This is a genomic window from Klebsiella sp. 10 (assembly GCF_018223925.1).
Lineage (GTDB): Bacteria > Pseudomonadota > Gammaproteobacteria > Enterobacterales > Enterobacteriaceae > Klebsiella > Klebsiella pneumoniae.
The window spans coordinates 168607-181815 of sequence record NZ_JAGRRB010000004.1 but is presented as its reverse complement, the minus strand read 5'-3'; the positions used below and the strand labels follow the sequence as shown (position 1 = coordinate 181815).

Sequence of the window (13209 nt, the reverse complement as noted above, 5' to 3'; positions counted from 1 at the left end):
CAGAGCGAGGGCTGGGCAGATCGAATGTCCGCGAGCGCGATGCGCCCGGGCAATCTGTTATCAGGCTTTCAGGGCGGCCAGCGCGGCGTCGTAGTCCGGCTCTTCGGTGATTTCGTTCACCAGCTGGCTGTAGACGACCTGATCGTTTTCATCGATTACGACCACCGCACGCGCAGCCAGGCCAGCCAGCGGACCGGTGGCGATGGCGACGCCGTAGTCAGCGAGGAAGGACGCGCCGCGCAGCGTGGACAGGGTGACCACATTGCTCAGGCCTTCCGCGCCGCAGAAGCGGGACTGGGCGAACGGCAGGTCAGCGGAAATGCACAGCACTACGGTGTTGTCCAGTTCAGCGGCCAGCTGGTTGAATTTACGCACTGATGCGGCACACACGCCGGTATCAATGCTCGGGAAAATATTCAGTACTTTACGTTTGCCGGCGTACTGGCTCAGCGCGACGTCAGAGAGATCTTTGGCGACCAGCGTAAACGGCTGCGCTTTAGCGCCTGCCTGCGGAATGGTGCCCTGAACAGAAACGGGGTTGCCCTGGAAATGCACGGTTTGTGACATGGTTATCTTCCTGTTTACATATAGTTAACGTCGCGAGTAGTGTATGACATCCGCCAGCTACACGGCAAACCCTATTTAACATTTACCAGAGAGGACAAGGGAATGCGTAACGTGCGAGTGTATGAGGAAGCCTGGCCGCTCCATACCCCTTTTGTGATCGCCCGCGGTAGCCGCAGCGAGGCAAAAGTGGTGGTAGTGGAACTGGAAGAGGACGGCGTGAAAGGGGTAGGCGAATGCACACCCTATCCCCGCTATGGCGAGAGCATCGCCTCGGTCATGGCCCAGGTGATGGCGATCGGCGAGCAACTGGAGGCGGGGCTTACCCGCGAACAGCTGCAGCGGCTGCTGCCGGCAGGCGCCGCCCGCAATGCCATTGACTGCGCGCTATGGGATCTGCAGGCCCGGCGCGAAGGCAAAACCTTGGCCCAGCTGTTGGGCGTGGCGTTGCCTAACCGGGTGATTACCGCCCAGACGGTGGTCATTGGCACGCCGGATCAGATGGCGGCCAGCGCCGCGGCGCTGTGGCAGGCAGGGGCCCAGCTGTTGAAGGTGAAGCTCGACGATCGACTGATCAGCGAGCGGCTAATCGCTATCCGCCAGGCGGCGCCGGAGGCTACGCTGATTGTTGACGCCAATGAGTCCTGGCACAGCGAGGGGCTGGCGGCGCGCTGTCAGCTGCTGGCGGACCTCGGTGTGGCGATGCTTGAGCAGCCGCTCCCCGCCGACGACGACTCGGCGCTGGAAAACTTCGTTCATCCGCTGCCGATTTGCGCCGACGAGAGCTGCCACACCCGGGAGAGCCTGCCGCGGCTGCGCGGGCGCTATGAGATGGTCAATATCAAACTGGATAAAACGGGCGGCCTGACCGAAGCGCTGGCTCTGGCCGGGGAGGCGGAACGGCAGGGATTTGAACGGATGCTGGGCTGTATGCTCTGCACCTCGCGCGGGATCGCCGCCGCGCTCCCTCTGGCGCCGCTGGCGCGCTTCGCTGACCTCGACGGCCCGACATGGCTGGCGGTGGACGTTGAGCCGGCGCTGCGGTTCAGCACCGGCGTGCTTCATCTTTAAGCCTGCCAGTGCAGCAGATCGGTCATCGCCGGCAGGTAACGCTCCGTTGCCTCGTCTGCGGAGACCGGCGGAAACTCGGCGGTGATGCAGGGGAGTCCGATATCGGCGCACCAGCTGCCAAAGGAGCCCGGCGTGTCGTAGCCCACGCTGCCCACCAGCGGCAGGGAGAAGGCGTCGGCCAGCCAGCGACCCAGCGGGCTGTGGCCCGGATCTTCGATGCAGGCCAGCGGATCGTGAAAGGAGACCACCCACGCCGGATGAATCTGATGGATCAACTGACACAGGGCCTCGGTCTCCCGTTCCGAACCCGGCTGCTCGCCGGTCAACAGCACCACGTCGCGCTCCGCCGCCGCGCTATTCCAGCGGTAAACCGTTTCCCCTTGCTTCCAGTTGGCTGCTGGAAAGTTACGGTTGAGGTCAACGCCGCGGGCATTGGCGCGCAGCCCGAGCTGACAGCCGTCAGGATTGACCGTCAGCACCACGTGGTGGCGGCGCAGCTCGGGTTTCAGGGTGCGCAGGGCGCAGGAGAGGGTCACAATCGACGAATTCTCATCACCGTGGGTACCGGCAATAATCAGCCCGCTACGGCTGTCGGCCTGCGGCGCAGGAAACCACAGCAGCGGCGCGCCCAGTTCCGAGCTGCCATACTGCCGGGTTCCCGGCGGAAAGTCGCCGCGCTGCGGGCGAGGACGTGAAATAGACATAGGGCTTCCTGTGTGTCGTTATTATTTAGTGTTGGCGAAAAGCGTATCGGGATCAAACCCATTCCCTGAGGCGTGAAATCCGACGGCACATCAATTTTCTATCATATGTCGTTTGCAATTTCAGGTGATGAAACAAATAATTATCGCTCTGTTGGCGGTATTTTTTTCATTTTAAAGGGGATCTTATGAAGTATCCTGTCGCTTTGACATGCGGCGCGCTGTGGTTAGCCAGCGTATCTTCTCTGGCCTGGGCGGCTGACGTACCGCCGGGCACGGTACTGGCGGAAAAACAGCTGTTAGTGCGCCATATCAAAGATGAACCCGCCTCGTTAGATCCCGCCAAAGCGGTGGGCCTGCCGGAAATCCAGGTGATCCGCGATCTGTTTGAAGGTTTAGTCAATCAGGATGCGAAAGGCAACCTGGTTCCAGGCGTAGCGACCCGCTGGCAGAGCAACGATAACCGCGTCTGGACCTTTACCCTGCGTGATAATGCCCGCTGGTCCGACGGCACGCCGGTTACTGCCGAAGATTTCGTCTATAGCTGGCAGCGTCTGGTGGATCCGAAAACCACTTCGCCGTTCGCCTGGTTCGCGGCGCTGGCGGGGATCGCTAACGCGCAGAACATTATTGACGGCAAAGCCGCGCCGGAGACCCTGGGAGTCACCGCCGTCGACGCCCACACCCTGCGGGTGCAGCTGGATAAACCACTGCCGTGGTTCAGCAACCTGACCGCCAGCTTTGCCTTCTATCCGGTGCAAAAGGCGAATGTCGACAGCGGGGCGAACTGGACGCGGCCCGGCAGCCTGGTGGGCAACGGCGCCTATGTTCTGAAAGACCGTGTGGTCAATGAGAAGCTGGTGGCGGTGCCGAACACGCACTACTGGGATAACGCCAAAACGGTGATCCAGCAGGTCACCTTTGTGCCGATTAACCAGGAGTCCGCCGCCACCAAGCGCTATCTTGCAGGGGATATCGATATCACCGAGTCTTTCCCGAAAAATATGTACCAGAAACTGCTGAAGGATATTCCGGGGCAGGTGTATACCCCGCCGCAGCTGGGTACCTACTATTACGCTTTCAATACCCAAAAGGGGCCGACGGCGGATGAGCGGGTACGCCTGGCGCTGAGCATGACCATCGATCGCCGGGTGATGGCGGAGAAAGTACTGGGGACCGGGGAAAAACCGGCCTGGCGCTTCACGCCGGACGTGACGGCGGGCTTCACCCCCCAGCCGTCACAGTTTGAGAGCATGAGTCAGGCTGAGCTTAATGCCCAGGCGAAAGCCCTGCTGGCTGCCGCGGGCTATGGCCCGAATCGTCCGCTGAAGCTGACGCTGCTGTATAACACCTCTGAGAACCACCAGAAGATTGCCATCGCGGTGGCGTCGATGTGGAAGAAAAACCTCGGCGTGGAAGTGAAGCTGCAGAACCAGGAGTGGAAAACCTATATCGACAGCCGTAACACCGGCAATTTCGACGTGATCCGCGCTTCGTGGGTGGGGGACTACAACGAGCCGTCCACCTTCCTGTCGCTGCTGACCTCCACCCACAGCGGAAATATTTCGCGCTTTAACGATCCGGCGTACGACAAAATCCTCGCCCAGGCGGCGGTAGAGAATTCGGCCAAAGCGCGTAACGACGATTACAACGCGGCGGAAAAGATCATTATGGTCAAAGCGCCGATCGCGCCGATCTACCAGTACACTAACGGCCGGTTGATTAAGCCGTGGCTGAAAGGCTACCCGATCACCAACCCGGAAGATGTGGCCTACAGCCGTACCATGTATATCGTGAAGCACTAACCGGTACTGGTTGCCTGATGATGCCAGGCAACCATCGCTGATCCCCGAGCTGGCGCGTCTTGCCGCGCCAGTTTTTCCTGCTCTCCTTCTCGCGCCACAGTAGAAAGTCTCACTTTTCTGGCAGTATGGCCGACAGATGCCAGGTTCTACCATCTGGTCGCGAAGCATCAGAAGATCTCATCCGCCGGGTTTTTATCATGATGCTCAACGTATTCGGCAACCATGCCATCCGGATGCCGAACCAGCATGTTCCAGCCGGTGGGCACGGCCTTCACCAGGTTGATAATCGTTGCCCCGGTGGAAGGCAGATGTTTCTCCCAGGCGGTAATGTCGTTTACCAGGAAAGTGGCCTCGGTGGCGCGAAACGGAGCCAGGCTTTGCTCGGTTCCGCCAATTAAAAGCACGGAACCCACCTGCGCCAGTTTGAGATCGTATTCGGGATAGTCGAAACGCAACCTTGCCTTCTGCGCGATGAGATTTTCGTAGAACGAAACGGTATCTTCAAAGCGGGCAATCAGCACGCATCGACGGATCAGGATATTGAGGACTTTCATTATATCTCCTTCGCCATTTTCTCAGAGATAGCGTAGCAGCACTGAGGTGGAATGTAAGGCTCAAGTAGCAGAAGAGCGTGACGTATAGTTGTGGCCTGCGTATAAGAAGATATCGGCAATGACCTTGTGCGCTGGATAAGAAAAGTTGCAGTTAAAAAATATTTATTTTGTAATGATGCTGTGGTGTGATTGCTGAGCATACGATTAGCGGGATGATTAAGAGGGGCTAGATGGAAAGTTTAATTTCTTCGATATGGAATTTTGATGGACTGATAAATAGCGCGTTAATTTTTGTTACTTTTGGTTTATTAGGAGTGTTTCTCTGGAAACGGGCAGGATCCGCATATTCTTTATTGAACCGGCTATGGGAGTTCTGCCTGGGAGGGAAAACGTTTCACGACGGTAAAATAAATGCATATTTCAATGAGAGAAATGATGTTGAACGTTTTAATGTTTTATTTAATGTCGGCGCAAGAAATAAAGAAGAGATCAAGTCACTGATTAACTGGACGAAAAAGAAAAATATAGATATTCGTCATGTCACAGCCGCGAAAGGATGGTTTGAAATATCAACGCTTAAGGCAATAAAACCATTATTTATCGCTAATGTTGGTGTATTTGTCTCTTGTGTGTTAACTATGCTGCTATTATCAAATTTTATGTTGCTGGCATTGAAGCCATCCGCACTAGTACGATTAGGCGACGACAAGTCATGGGTTTGGATTAATGATCATATTGCTGAGAGTTCGATCTGGACCAATAATTACCTTCCCCTGAACTGGACTGAGTGGAAGCTCGATAAAAAACAGTGTGAAAGTGAAGATTTCGATAAAACGGTTTTCTCAGAAAAAGCGGGGATAAGTGTGCGCTCGGTTGACAGGATTTGTGAGAACTTTTCAAGTGGTTCGTTGAGTGATACTCTAAATAATATTATTAAAAATCAAAAACTGGCATGGGTTTTGGCTATTTACCCCTTCATCTTTACGATTATTTGCTTTTTTAGCTTGTTACGCAGAGGTGCTGCTTCTAAACTTTATAATGAAGTACATAACTCACAAAATTAATATTTATATAAATTCATTTCCGTCTGGCATTACTGTTTGCATCGATCGGAATTAAATGACAGGTCCGAGTACAGAAGCTGTCACCGGCCACTACCGGTTGCCTGCTGCCTGCAGGCAACCTCAGCTACATTCGCAATGTATCAATGACCGCTCTCAGCGCGGGCGACACATTGCGGTGCGGGTAATAGAGAAATGAACCTTCCAGACGCTGGCTATAACGCTGGAGCACCCGGATAAGTGTGCCCTGGGCTAGATCGTCGGTAATCAGCTCTTCCGGGACATAGGCCAGCCCCAGACCGAGCCTCGCCGCTTTGGCCTCCATATAGCTATCGGCGAAAGCCCACTGTCCCTGAGGCGGGTGGGGGATTTTTTTGCCATCCACATTAAGTTCCCAGGCGTAAAGGCTGCCGTCGCCGAACTGATAAGCGATGCAGGGGTGGGCGACTAAATCGGCGGGCGTTTGTGGAAAGCCGTAGCGGCGAAAATGTTCCGGTGTACCCACCACCGCCATCTCCATATCGGGCGAAATGCGTACCGCAATCATGCCGCTTCCGACTTCCGGGCCCAGACGTACGCCCGCATCAAATCGCTGCGCAATAATATCGACAAACCGGCTTTCGCTGATCAGTTCCAGTCTGATATCGGGATAGCGTTGTTTAAATACTGCCAGCTTCGGCAGCAGGACTTTATCAATGGCATGCTGGCTGGCATTGATGCGTACCGTACCGGAGGGCGTTTGACGATAGTGGGCCAGCGTGGCGAGTCCCATATCTAAGGCGTCGAAACCGGATTCGACGTTGTGATAGAGCTGCTCACCTGCCTGAGTGAGCGACAACCGGCGGGTGGTACGCACCAGAAGCTGAACGCCCAGCCGCTCTTCAAGTTCACGAACCGCACGGCTTACCCCGGACTGCGCCAGGCCAAGTCGTTGCGCTGCGGCGGTAAAACTGCCTTCCCGTACCACCTGCATAAACAGATAAAGGTCATTATAGTTTTCCCGTTTCGCCATTATCCTGCCTCGTCACCCAGATGCCATTTAGAACAATATGGTATTAATTTTAGCATTTTTCAGCCTCTAATCAGAACCATTACTGCTGGCTACACTAAGCGCACGACAACAAAGCACAGCAGCGTTGTCTACTGAAGACTTGCATTGATCACGTTTATTTAGGGGAATTTTGATGACGGTTTTCACCAAAAAACTGACAGCCGCGATACCCGCCATGCTGCTTTGCGCCTCATTAACTGGAGTCACAACGATGAGCTCTGCTGAGACAACTAACCCGAATGCGCCTGTTTCACTGATTGAACAATGGGATAAAACGTTTGCTGAGAGCTTGAAAGTGGATCACCGTAAGGTGACCTTCCAGAACCGCTACGGGATAACCTTAGTTGGCGATCTCTACCTGCCGAAGGATCGCGGTGAACGCAAACTGGCAGCTATTGCCGTGAGCGGTCCCTTCGGCGCGGTAAAAGAGCAGTCCAGCGGCCTGTATGCCCAGACGCTGGCCGAACAGGGGTTTGTCACCCTGGCGTTTGACCCATCGTATACGGGCGAAAGCGGTGGCTACCCACGCAACGTGGCCTCACCGGATATCAATACCGAGGATTTTAGTGCCGCGGTGGACTTTCTGGGCCTGCAAAAAGAGGTGGATCGCAACCGTATCGGTTTGCTCGGCATTTGTGGCTGGGGCGGTATGGCCCTGAACGACGCGGCGATGGATACACGCGTCAAAGCGGTGGCGACCAGCGTAATGTATGACATGAGCCGCGCGATGGGGCATGGAGTGGGCGATGGCAAAGACCGCTATACCACTGCCGATCGTCGCGCCGTACTGCGCTATCTGAACGTGCAGCGCTGGAAAGATGCGGCAAACGGCACCTTCGTCCCCGGTGGGCATGACATTTATGTTGATGATAAGGGCAACGTCAGCGCTGCCGATCGTATTTTGCCGGAAACCTTGCCCGCCAACCCCAACCCGGTCCTGAAAGAGTTTTTCGATTATTACCGTATGCCGCGTGGTTTCCATCCGCGTTCGGTTAATTCAACCGGGGCCTGGAATGCGACGATGCCGCTGTCGTTTATGAATATGCCGCTGCTGAGTTACGCCAGCGAAGTGACTATTCCGACGCTTATCGTGACCGGCGAAAAAGCCCATTCACGCTATTTTGCCGAAGATGCCTTTAAGGCCATCGGCAGTAAAGAGAAAGCGCTGGTGATTGTCCCAGGCGCAAACCACGTCGATCTCTATGACAACGTCGCGGGCAAAATTCCCTTTGCGACGTTCGCGCAATTTTTTAAAACCAACCTGAAATAGATCTCCTGTGCCGGAGACATCCCCAAAGCCGCCACGCGCCTGCGGGCGGCTTTGTCTTGTCGGAGAGAAATAATGTCTGCATTAGGTCACACCCGGGCACACTGGAGCGGCGTCCTGGCGATGACGCTCTGCGTATTTGTGCTCATTGCCTCAGAATTTATGCCGGTCAGTCTGTTGACACCCATCGCGGGTGATTTACACATTACCGAGGGATTAGCCGGTCAGGGCATTGCGCTTTCTGGCGCGCTGGCGGTACTGACCAGCCTGACGATATCCCGTCTTACCGGATCGCTGGACCGTAAATGGCTGCTGCTGGGGCTCACGGCGTTGATGGCAGCCTCTGGGGTGATTATTGCCCTGGCGTCCAGTTTCCCGGTTTATATGCTGGGCAGAGCGCTCATTGGGATCGTCATCGGCGGCTTCTGGTCGATGTCGGCGGCAACGGCCATTCGGCTGGTGCCGCAACGCCAGGTCCCCCGCGCACTGGCCATCTTTAACGGTGGTAACGCGCTGGCCACCGTTGTGGCAGCGCCGCTGGGCAGCTACCTGGGGGCCACCGTCGGCTGGCGCGGCGCCTTTTTATGTCTTGTCCCGCTGGCGGTGCTGGCCTTCGTCTGGCAATGCATTAGCCTGCCGTCGATGAAAAGTCCGCGCGCACCACAGCGGCAGGGATCGGTGCTGCGTCTGTTCCGTCTTTCTACGCTATCCCTGGGATTGCTGGCCTGCGGACTGTTCTTTATGGGACAGTTTACCTTATTTACCTATGTGCGACCGTTTCTGGAGACGGTGACCCAGGTCAGTCCTTCTGGTCTGCCCCTGATATTACTGGCGATTGGTATCGCCGGTTTTGTCGGCACGCTGCTTATTACGACCGTTCTGAATGCCCTATTTTATCCGACGCTGATAGCTATCCCTTTGGTCATGGCCGCGATTGCCGGAACGCTTCTGCTGGCCGGACAGCATATGGGATCGGTCACCGTACTGTTAAGCCTGTGGGGCCTGCTGGCGACAGCGGCGCCCACCGGCTGGTGGACATGGATTGCGCGGACGCTGCCCGAGGATGCGGAGACGGGCGGCGGGCAGATGGTCGCCGTGATCCAGCTATCGATAGCCCTCGGGTCAACGGTAGGCGGCCTGGTGTTTGATAGTCTGGGATGGCACAGCACTTTTGCACTGAGCGGTCTGTTACTGCTGGGCGCGGCAGGGGTGACTTTTCTGCTCTCTGTCAAAATCAGATCATATCAGCGCACTGCGATTAATGAATTGAATGCATAAGTCAAATCAGGAATGACAGGCTAATCGTGACCGCGTTCCTGTCTTACCATGGTGTTTTAACAAGAGGGGAGCTTCACCGTGGAATATTCAGTATTAAGTAACGCCCGCAAAATGCCGATGCTGGGTTTCGGCGTTTTCAAGGTGACCGATAAAGCGGAGTGTAAGCAGGCGGTGTTGAACGCCATTCGCACCGGTTATCGCCTCATCGATACCGCTGCCGTCTACGATAATGAAGATGCGGTGGGTGAGGCCGTGCGCGAAGCCATCGCCGAAGGTCTGTGTACCCGCGAGGCGCTGTTTATTACCTCCAAACTGTGGGTCCAGGACATGGCCAACACCGGGATGGCGAAAGCCGGGATTGCCGCGTCATTAAAAAAATCGGGCCTGGAATACTTTGATCTTTATTTGCTACATCAGGCGATGGGCGATTATTTCAGCGCCTGGCGTGCGCTGGAAGAGGCCTATGAGGCCGGTACCCTGAAAGCGATCGGCGTCTCCAATTTTTACCCCCATGTGTTAGCTAACTTCTGCGAAACTGTCAGAATTAAACCAATGGTGAACCAGGTTGAACTGCATCCTTATTTCGCGCAGCCCGCGGCGCTGGAAGCCATGAAGCATTATCACGTTCAGCCTGAAGCGTGGGCGCCGTTAGGCGGTGGCAGACATAATCCGTATCAAGATGCATTGCTTCGGGGGATCGCCGATGCGCACCAGAAAACCATTGCGCAGGTTGTTCTGCGCTGGAACGTGCAGCGTGGCGTCACGGTGATCCCTAAATCCACCCGCCAGGAGCGCATTGAAGAAAATTTTGCTATCTGGGATTTCGTATTAACAGATAACGAAATGGCGCAAATCAGCGCCCTGGATTTAGGCTATGTTGGCGAAGCGGTAAAACACTTCAACCCTGAGTTCGTTCGCGGATGTCTGGGGGTGAAAATCCACGACTGATTGCGGCATCGGCTGATTCGATATCCATCTCCTCGCCTGCGCTGCGGCGACGGGTTCAGTATGCTGGTTAGCGCCCACGCGTTTGCCGCGATGGTTGTCAATGCGGTAGTCGATCGTCACGGGCAGCTGACTGGTGACAGTTGATCCTCTGGCCGGTGACATGTCGGTTGGATGCTTCCGTCGCAGTGGCCTTTAAAGCGGCAGTCTCCCGGGAAATTTTCGCTGCCAATGACCGCGTGACACTGCGCTTTATCGATGCGGGAGAGATCTTTCCTGCCGAACGCCTGGCGCTGGCGCGTAACGATGAGCACTTTGATGTCGATCCGTTAGCGGAAGGCGGCAGAGGCTTGCGGCTTATTCTGCGTGCGGTGGACTATTTTAATGTGGAAACTGGCGCCGGGGAGAATGTGACTACCCTGATAGAAGCGTTGCCTGATACCCGCCTAAGCCATGCCACCGACGATCGCTGCGGGTGAGGGAACAGACGTTGCCCCCGGGTGAATCACCGGGGGAATTTCCCCACCCGCGTTCACCGGCTTCATCATCTTATTGCTGTGCCTGGGCAGCGGAGTGCACGCCAAGGTGATGAGGACGGATGGTATCTAATGTCATCATGGCTGATTTGCAGAAAATGCATTTCGCACCAAAAGGGTTTTTTTCAGTGACGTCAAACTGGGACGTTCTGTACTGGGAGCCATGGCAGCATGGGCATCTAAAATGGATATGTTCGATCATAATGTAAACCTTGTATGGGTGATGTTCTGTTGAAAAGACAATGGTCGTTTCAGGAAAATTAACGCGGCTGATTTTAGTTGGTGGTAAGCCGGGTTTTGGGTCAGATGGCGGACATTTTAAGGAGCCGACAAGGATCTGACAGGGCCTGTTTACAGAAAAAGCAAACTACTAACGGGACTGCTCAAAGGAAGGTGGTATCAGGGATAACGCCTGGAGATGAGAACACGTACTCAGATAATAACTTTTTGTCTGGTAAATCGACTCAACGATTAACGCACGTGCCGTGAATAATAGCAAACGTTATTTTAGCCTTCCGGATGCCTGCTGCGCCAGGGGAGGCTTCATCAGCGCCGTCACCCAGTCGATAAATACCTGTACCCGGGCAGAGAGCTGCCGATTACTGGGATAGAGCAGGGAGAGCGGGAGCGGCGCAGGGCGAAAATCGGCCAGCACTTCCGTTAACGCGCCCGACGCCAGATCGGCCTCAAGGCGGGGCAAGGGGGCCTGATACAGGCCAAAGCCAAGCCTTGCCGCTTCGGCGCCAACGTCGGCATCGGAAGTCAGCAACCGACAGGGCAAACTGACCTCGCTCTGACGGCCATCCTGGGTAAAGCTCAGCGGCAAGGTACGTTGCGTGCGCGATGAAACAAACCCGATCATCACGTGGCCCGTCAGTCCTTCAATCGTATGCGGGGTGCCGTACCGGGCGAGATAGGTCGGGCTGGCGCAGGTGATCTCCTGCAACCCGGCGAGCGGCCGGCAGATCATCTCGCTGTCGGGGAGATGGCCGCCGCGAATGACGCAGTCGACTCCCTCGCGAACCAGATCGACGTCACGCTCGCTTTCGCCGATCTGCAGCGTAATGTCCGGGTAGCGGGCGAGAAACTGCGGCAGCGCGGGCAGCAGCAGGGTCCGCGCCAGGTTGCCCGCCACGTCTACCCGAATGGTGCCGGAGATGCTCCCCCCGGCGCTGCGGTTGGCCTCCTCAAGGGCCGCCAGAATGGACACGCAGCGCTGATAATACAGCGAGCCTTCTGCCGTCGGCCGTACGTGCCGGGTGGTACGATGTAGCAGCCGCGCCCCGAGACTGACCTCCAACGCTTTAATAGCCGCGGTCGCTACTGGCCGGGAAACCCCCAGATCCGCGGCGGCGGCACTGAATGAGCCCCGTTCGACGATGCGCACAAACAAGGTCAGAGTATCCAGTTTATCCATGACATTGTTCCAGCTGGCAAAACTATCCTGTCGCCCAACGCGGTCTTATCGTCGGCATTCAGGGGCTTATAATCGCTCATGTTTTCAGCAGAGAGAAAAGGAGAAAACATGAACAATAGCGCAAAAATCGCCCTGGTGACAGGCGGCAGCCGCGGCCTGGGACGCGCGACCGTCGAAGCGCTGGCACAGCGCGGCGTAAATGTAGTACTGACCTACAAAACGCGTCTTGCCGAGGCGAACGAGGTGGTTACACGGGTTGAAGCACTGGGCGCCCGGGCGATCGCGTTGCCTTTCAGCGCTGGCGAAATCGACACCTTTGACGCATTTGTTAGCGCTTTTCAGGGCGCGCTGACGGAGCTGGACGCCGATAAATTTGATTATCTGGTCAATAATGCCGGCAACGCCAGCGGCATGGGATTTCTTAACGCCACGGAAGCGGAATTCGATGCGCTGTATCGCATCCACGTGAAGAGCGTTTTTTTCCTCAGTCAAAAACTATTGCCGCTGCTGGCCGATGGCGGGCGAATAGTGAATGTCTCGTCCGGCCTCACCCGCATCGTGATGGCGAACCGGGCGCCCTATGCGATCATGAAATCCGCGGTGGAAACCCTGACTCGCTATATGGCGTTTGAGCTGGGCAGTCGCGGGATCACGGTGAACTGCGTGGCGCCCGGCGCCATCGCCACCGATTTCAGCGGCGGGGTGGTGCGGGATAACCCGCAGGTCGCTCAGGCGGTAGCGAACATGACGGCGCTGGGCCGACCTGGCCTGCCAGAGGATATCGGGCCGATGATCGCCTCGCTGTTATCCGATGATCATCGCTGGGTGAATGCCCAGCGCATTGAGGTTTCAGGGGGAATGCGCATCTGAGCGAAGAAAACCGGGGCTGTTTTCATCCGTAGTCAATCGATATGTCAGTGGATGCCGATATAGCGCGACGCTGTGGAGAGATAAGGAAA

Annotated in this window: 14 protein-coding genes and 1 pseudogene; 9 read left to right on the top strand and 6 right to left on the bottom strand. The window is 56.1% G+C overall.

What is annotated here, in order from left to right; all coding sequences use genetic code 11:
- Positions 1 to 60: 60 nt before the first annotated feature.
- A complete protein-coding gene (gene tpx, locus KHQ26_RS05055) occupies positions 61 to 567 on the bottom strand; it encodes a thiol peroxidase (protein WP_004152131.1) in 507 nt (168 codons plus the stop codon).
- Between the two features lie 102 nt (positions 568 to 669).
- Here tpx and ycjG point away from each other — a divergent pair, with 102 nt between their 5' ends.
- The gene (gene ycjG / locus KHQ26_RS05050) at positions 670 to 1635 is read left to right on the top strand and encodes an L-Ala-D/L-Glu epimerase (RefSeq protein ID WP_004176448.1); all 966 of its coding nucleotides are present in this window, start codon (positions 670 to 672) and stop codon (positions 1633 to 1635) included.
- Here the strand turns inward: ycjG and mpaA are convergent.
- Positions 1632 to 2339, bottom strand: a complete 708-nt coding sequence (gene mpaA / locus KHQ26_RS05045; protein ID WP_004888570.1) for a murein tripeptide amidase MpaA — start codon at positions 2337 to 2339, stop codon at positions 1632 to 1634. The genes ycjG and mpaA overlap by 4 nt on opposite strands.
- A gap of 72 nt (positions 2340 to 2411) precedes the next feature.
- Here mpaA and KHQ26_RS05040 point away from each other — a divergent pair, with 72 nt between their 5' ends.
- Both KHQ26_RS05040 and KHQ26_RS05035 read left to right on the top strand, forming a co-directional pair.
- Positions 2412 to 2528, top strand: a complete 117-nt coding sequence (locus KHQ26_RS05040) for a hypothetical protein (protein WP_004148146.1) — start codon at positions 2412 to 2414, stop codon at positions 2526 to 2528.
- Positions 2525 to 4141, top strand: a complete 1617-nt coding sequence (locus KHQ26_RS05035; RefSeq protein WP_004888568.1) for a peptide ABC transporter substrate-binding protein — start codon at positions 2525 to 2527, stop codon at positions 4139 to 4141. Before KHQ26_RS05040 ends, KHQ26_RS05035 begins: the two co-directional genes overlap by 4 nt.
- 167 nt (positions 4142 to 4308) lie before the next feature.
- On the opposite strand, the gene KHQ26_RS05030 is transcribed toward KHQ26_RS05035, so the two are convergent.
- Positions 4309 to 4695 carry a hypothetical protein gene (locus KHQ26_RS05030; RefSeq protein WP_004190575.1) on the bottom strand — a complete coding sequence of 129 codons (387 nt, stop codon included), beginning with the start codon at positions 4693 to 4695 and terminating at the stop codon, positions 4309 to 4311.
- A 230-nt stretch (positions 4696 to 4925) separates the two neighbouring features.
- On the opposite strand from KHQ26_RS05030, the gene KHQ26_RS05025 reads away from it, so the two are divergent.
- On the top strand, positions 4926 to 5759 hold the full coding sequence (locus KHQ26_RS05025; RefSeq protein ID WP_004190572.1) for a DUF6216 family protein: 834 nt from the start codon (positions 4926 to 4928) through the stop codon (positions 5757 to 5759).
- Between the two features lie 124 nt (positions 5760 to 5883).
- On the opposite strand, the gene KHQ26_RS05020 is transcribed toward KHQ26_RS05025, so the two are convergent.
- Positions 5884 to 6768, bottom strand: coding sequence for a LysR family transcriptional regulator (locus tag KHQ26_RS05020; RefSeq protein WP_143465112.1), 885 nt, complete (start codon positions 6766 to 6768; stop codon positions 5884 to 5886).
- A gap of 172 nt (positions 6769 to 6940) precedes the next feature.
- Between KHQ26_RS05020 and KHQ26_RS05015 the strand changes: the two genes are divergently transcribed.
- The 4 genes and pseudogenes from KHQ26_RS05015 to KHQ26_RS05000 form a co-directional block, all read left to right on the top strand.
- Positions 6941 to 8077 carry an alpha/beta hydrolase gene (locus KHQ26_RS05015; protein ID WP_004190569.1) on the top strand — a complete coding sequence of 379 codons (1137 nt, stop codon included), beginning with the start codon at positions 6941 to 6943 and terminating at the stop codon, positions 8075 to 8077.
- A gap of 72 nt (positions 8078 to 8149) precedes the next feature.
- Positions 8150 to 9352, top strand: a complete 1203-nt coding sequence (locus KHQ26_RS05010) for an MFS transporter (protein WP_020803557.1) — start codon at positions 8150 to 8152, stop codon at positions 9350 to 9352.
- Positions 9353 to 9430: 78 nt separating this feature from the next.
- Positions 9431 to 10300 carry an aldo/keto reductase gene (locus tag KHQ26_RS05005; protein ID WP_004152141.1) on the top strand — a complete coding sequence of 290 codons (870 nt, stop codon included), beginning with the start codon at positions 9431 to 9433 and terminating at the stop codon, positions 10298 to 10300.
- 212 nt (positions 10301 to 10512) lie between these two features.
- A pseudogene (locus tag KHQ26_RS05000) lies at positions 10513 to 10776 on the top strand (ATP-binding protein); the annotation flags it as partial.
- A 70-nt stretch (positions 10777 to 10846) separates the two neighbouring features.
- Here KHQ26_RS05000 and KHQ26_RS04995 read toward each other — a convergent pair.
- A complete protein-coding gene (locus tag KHQ26_RS04995) occupies positions 10847 to 11035 on the bottom strand; it encodes a hypothetical protein (RefSeq protein ID WP_004176439.1) in 189 nt (62 codons plus the stop codon).
- 300 nt (positions 11036 to 11335) lie between these two features.
- Entirely contained in the window at positions 11336 to 12250 is a 915-nt protein-coding gene (locus tag KHQ26_RS04990; protein ID WP_004176438.1) for a LysR family transcriptional regulator, read from the bottom strand.
- Between the two features lie 108 nt (positions 12251 to 12358).
- On the opposite strand from KHQ26_RS04990, the gene KHQ26_RS04985 reads away from it, so the two are divergent.
- Positions 12359 to 13120: an SDR family NAD(P)-dependent oxidoreductase gene (locus KHQ26_RS04985; protein ID WP_019705447.1), complete on the top strand. Its 762-nt coding sequence runs from the start codon at positions 12359 to 12361 to the stop codon at positions 13118 to 13120.
- Positions 13121 to 13209 lie beyond the last annotated feature (89 nt).

Coding starts and splice junctions, on each gene's coding strand:
- KHQ26_RS04990 (WP_004176438.1), bottom strand. CDS start 12,250: ATGGATAAACTGGATACTCTGACCTTGTTTGTGCGCATCGTCGAACGG.
- KHQ26_RS05015 (WP_004190569.1), top strand. CDS start 6,941: ATGACGGTTTTCACCAAAAAACTGACAGCCGCGATACCCGCCATGCTG.
- KHQ26_RS05035 (WP_004888568.1), top strand. CDS start 2,525: ATGAAGTATCCTGTCGCTTTGACATGCGGCGCGCTGTGGTTAGCCAGC.
- mpaA (WP_004888570.1), bottom strand. CDS start 2,339: ATGTCTATTTCACGTCCTCGCCCGCAGCGCGGCGACTTTCCGCCGGGA.
- tpx (WP_004152131.1), bottom strand. CDS start 567: ATGTCACAAACCGTGCATTTCCAGGGCAACCCCGTTTCTGTTCAGGGC.
- KHQ26_RS05025 (WP_004190572.1), top strand. CDS start 4,926: ATGGAAAGTTTAATTTCTTCGATATGGAATTTTGATGGACTGATAAAT.
- KHQ26_RS05010 (WP_020803557.1), top strand. CDS start 8,150: ATGTCTGCATTAGGTCACACCCGGGCACACTGGAGCGGCGTCCTGGCG.
- ycjG (WP_004176448.1), top strand. CDS start 670: ATGCGTAACGTGCGAGTGTATGAGGAAGCCTGGCCGCTCCATACCCCT.
- KHQ26_RS05030 (WP_004190575.1), bottom strand. CDS start 4,695: ATGAAAGTCCTCAATATCCTGATCCGTCGATGCGTGCTGATTGCCCGC.
- KHQ26_RS04995 (WP_004176439.1), bottom strand. CDS start 11,035: ATGATCGAACATATCCATTTTAGATGCCCATGCTGCCATGGCTCCCAG.
- KHQ26_RS04985 (WP_019705447.1), top strand. CDS start 12,359: ATGAACAATAGCGCAAAAATCGCCCTGGTGACAGGCGGCAGCCGCGGC.
- KHQ26_RS05020 (WP_143465112.1), bottom strand. CDS start 6,768: ATGGCGAAACGGGAAAACTATAATGACCTTTATCTGTTTATGCAGGTG.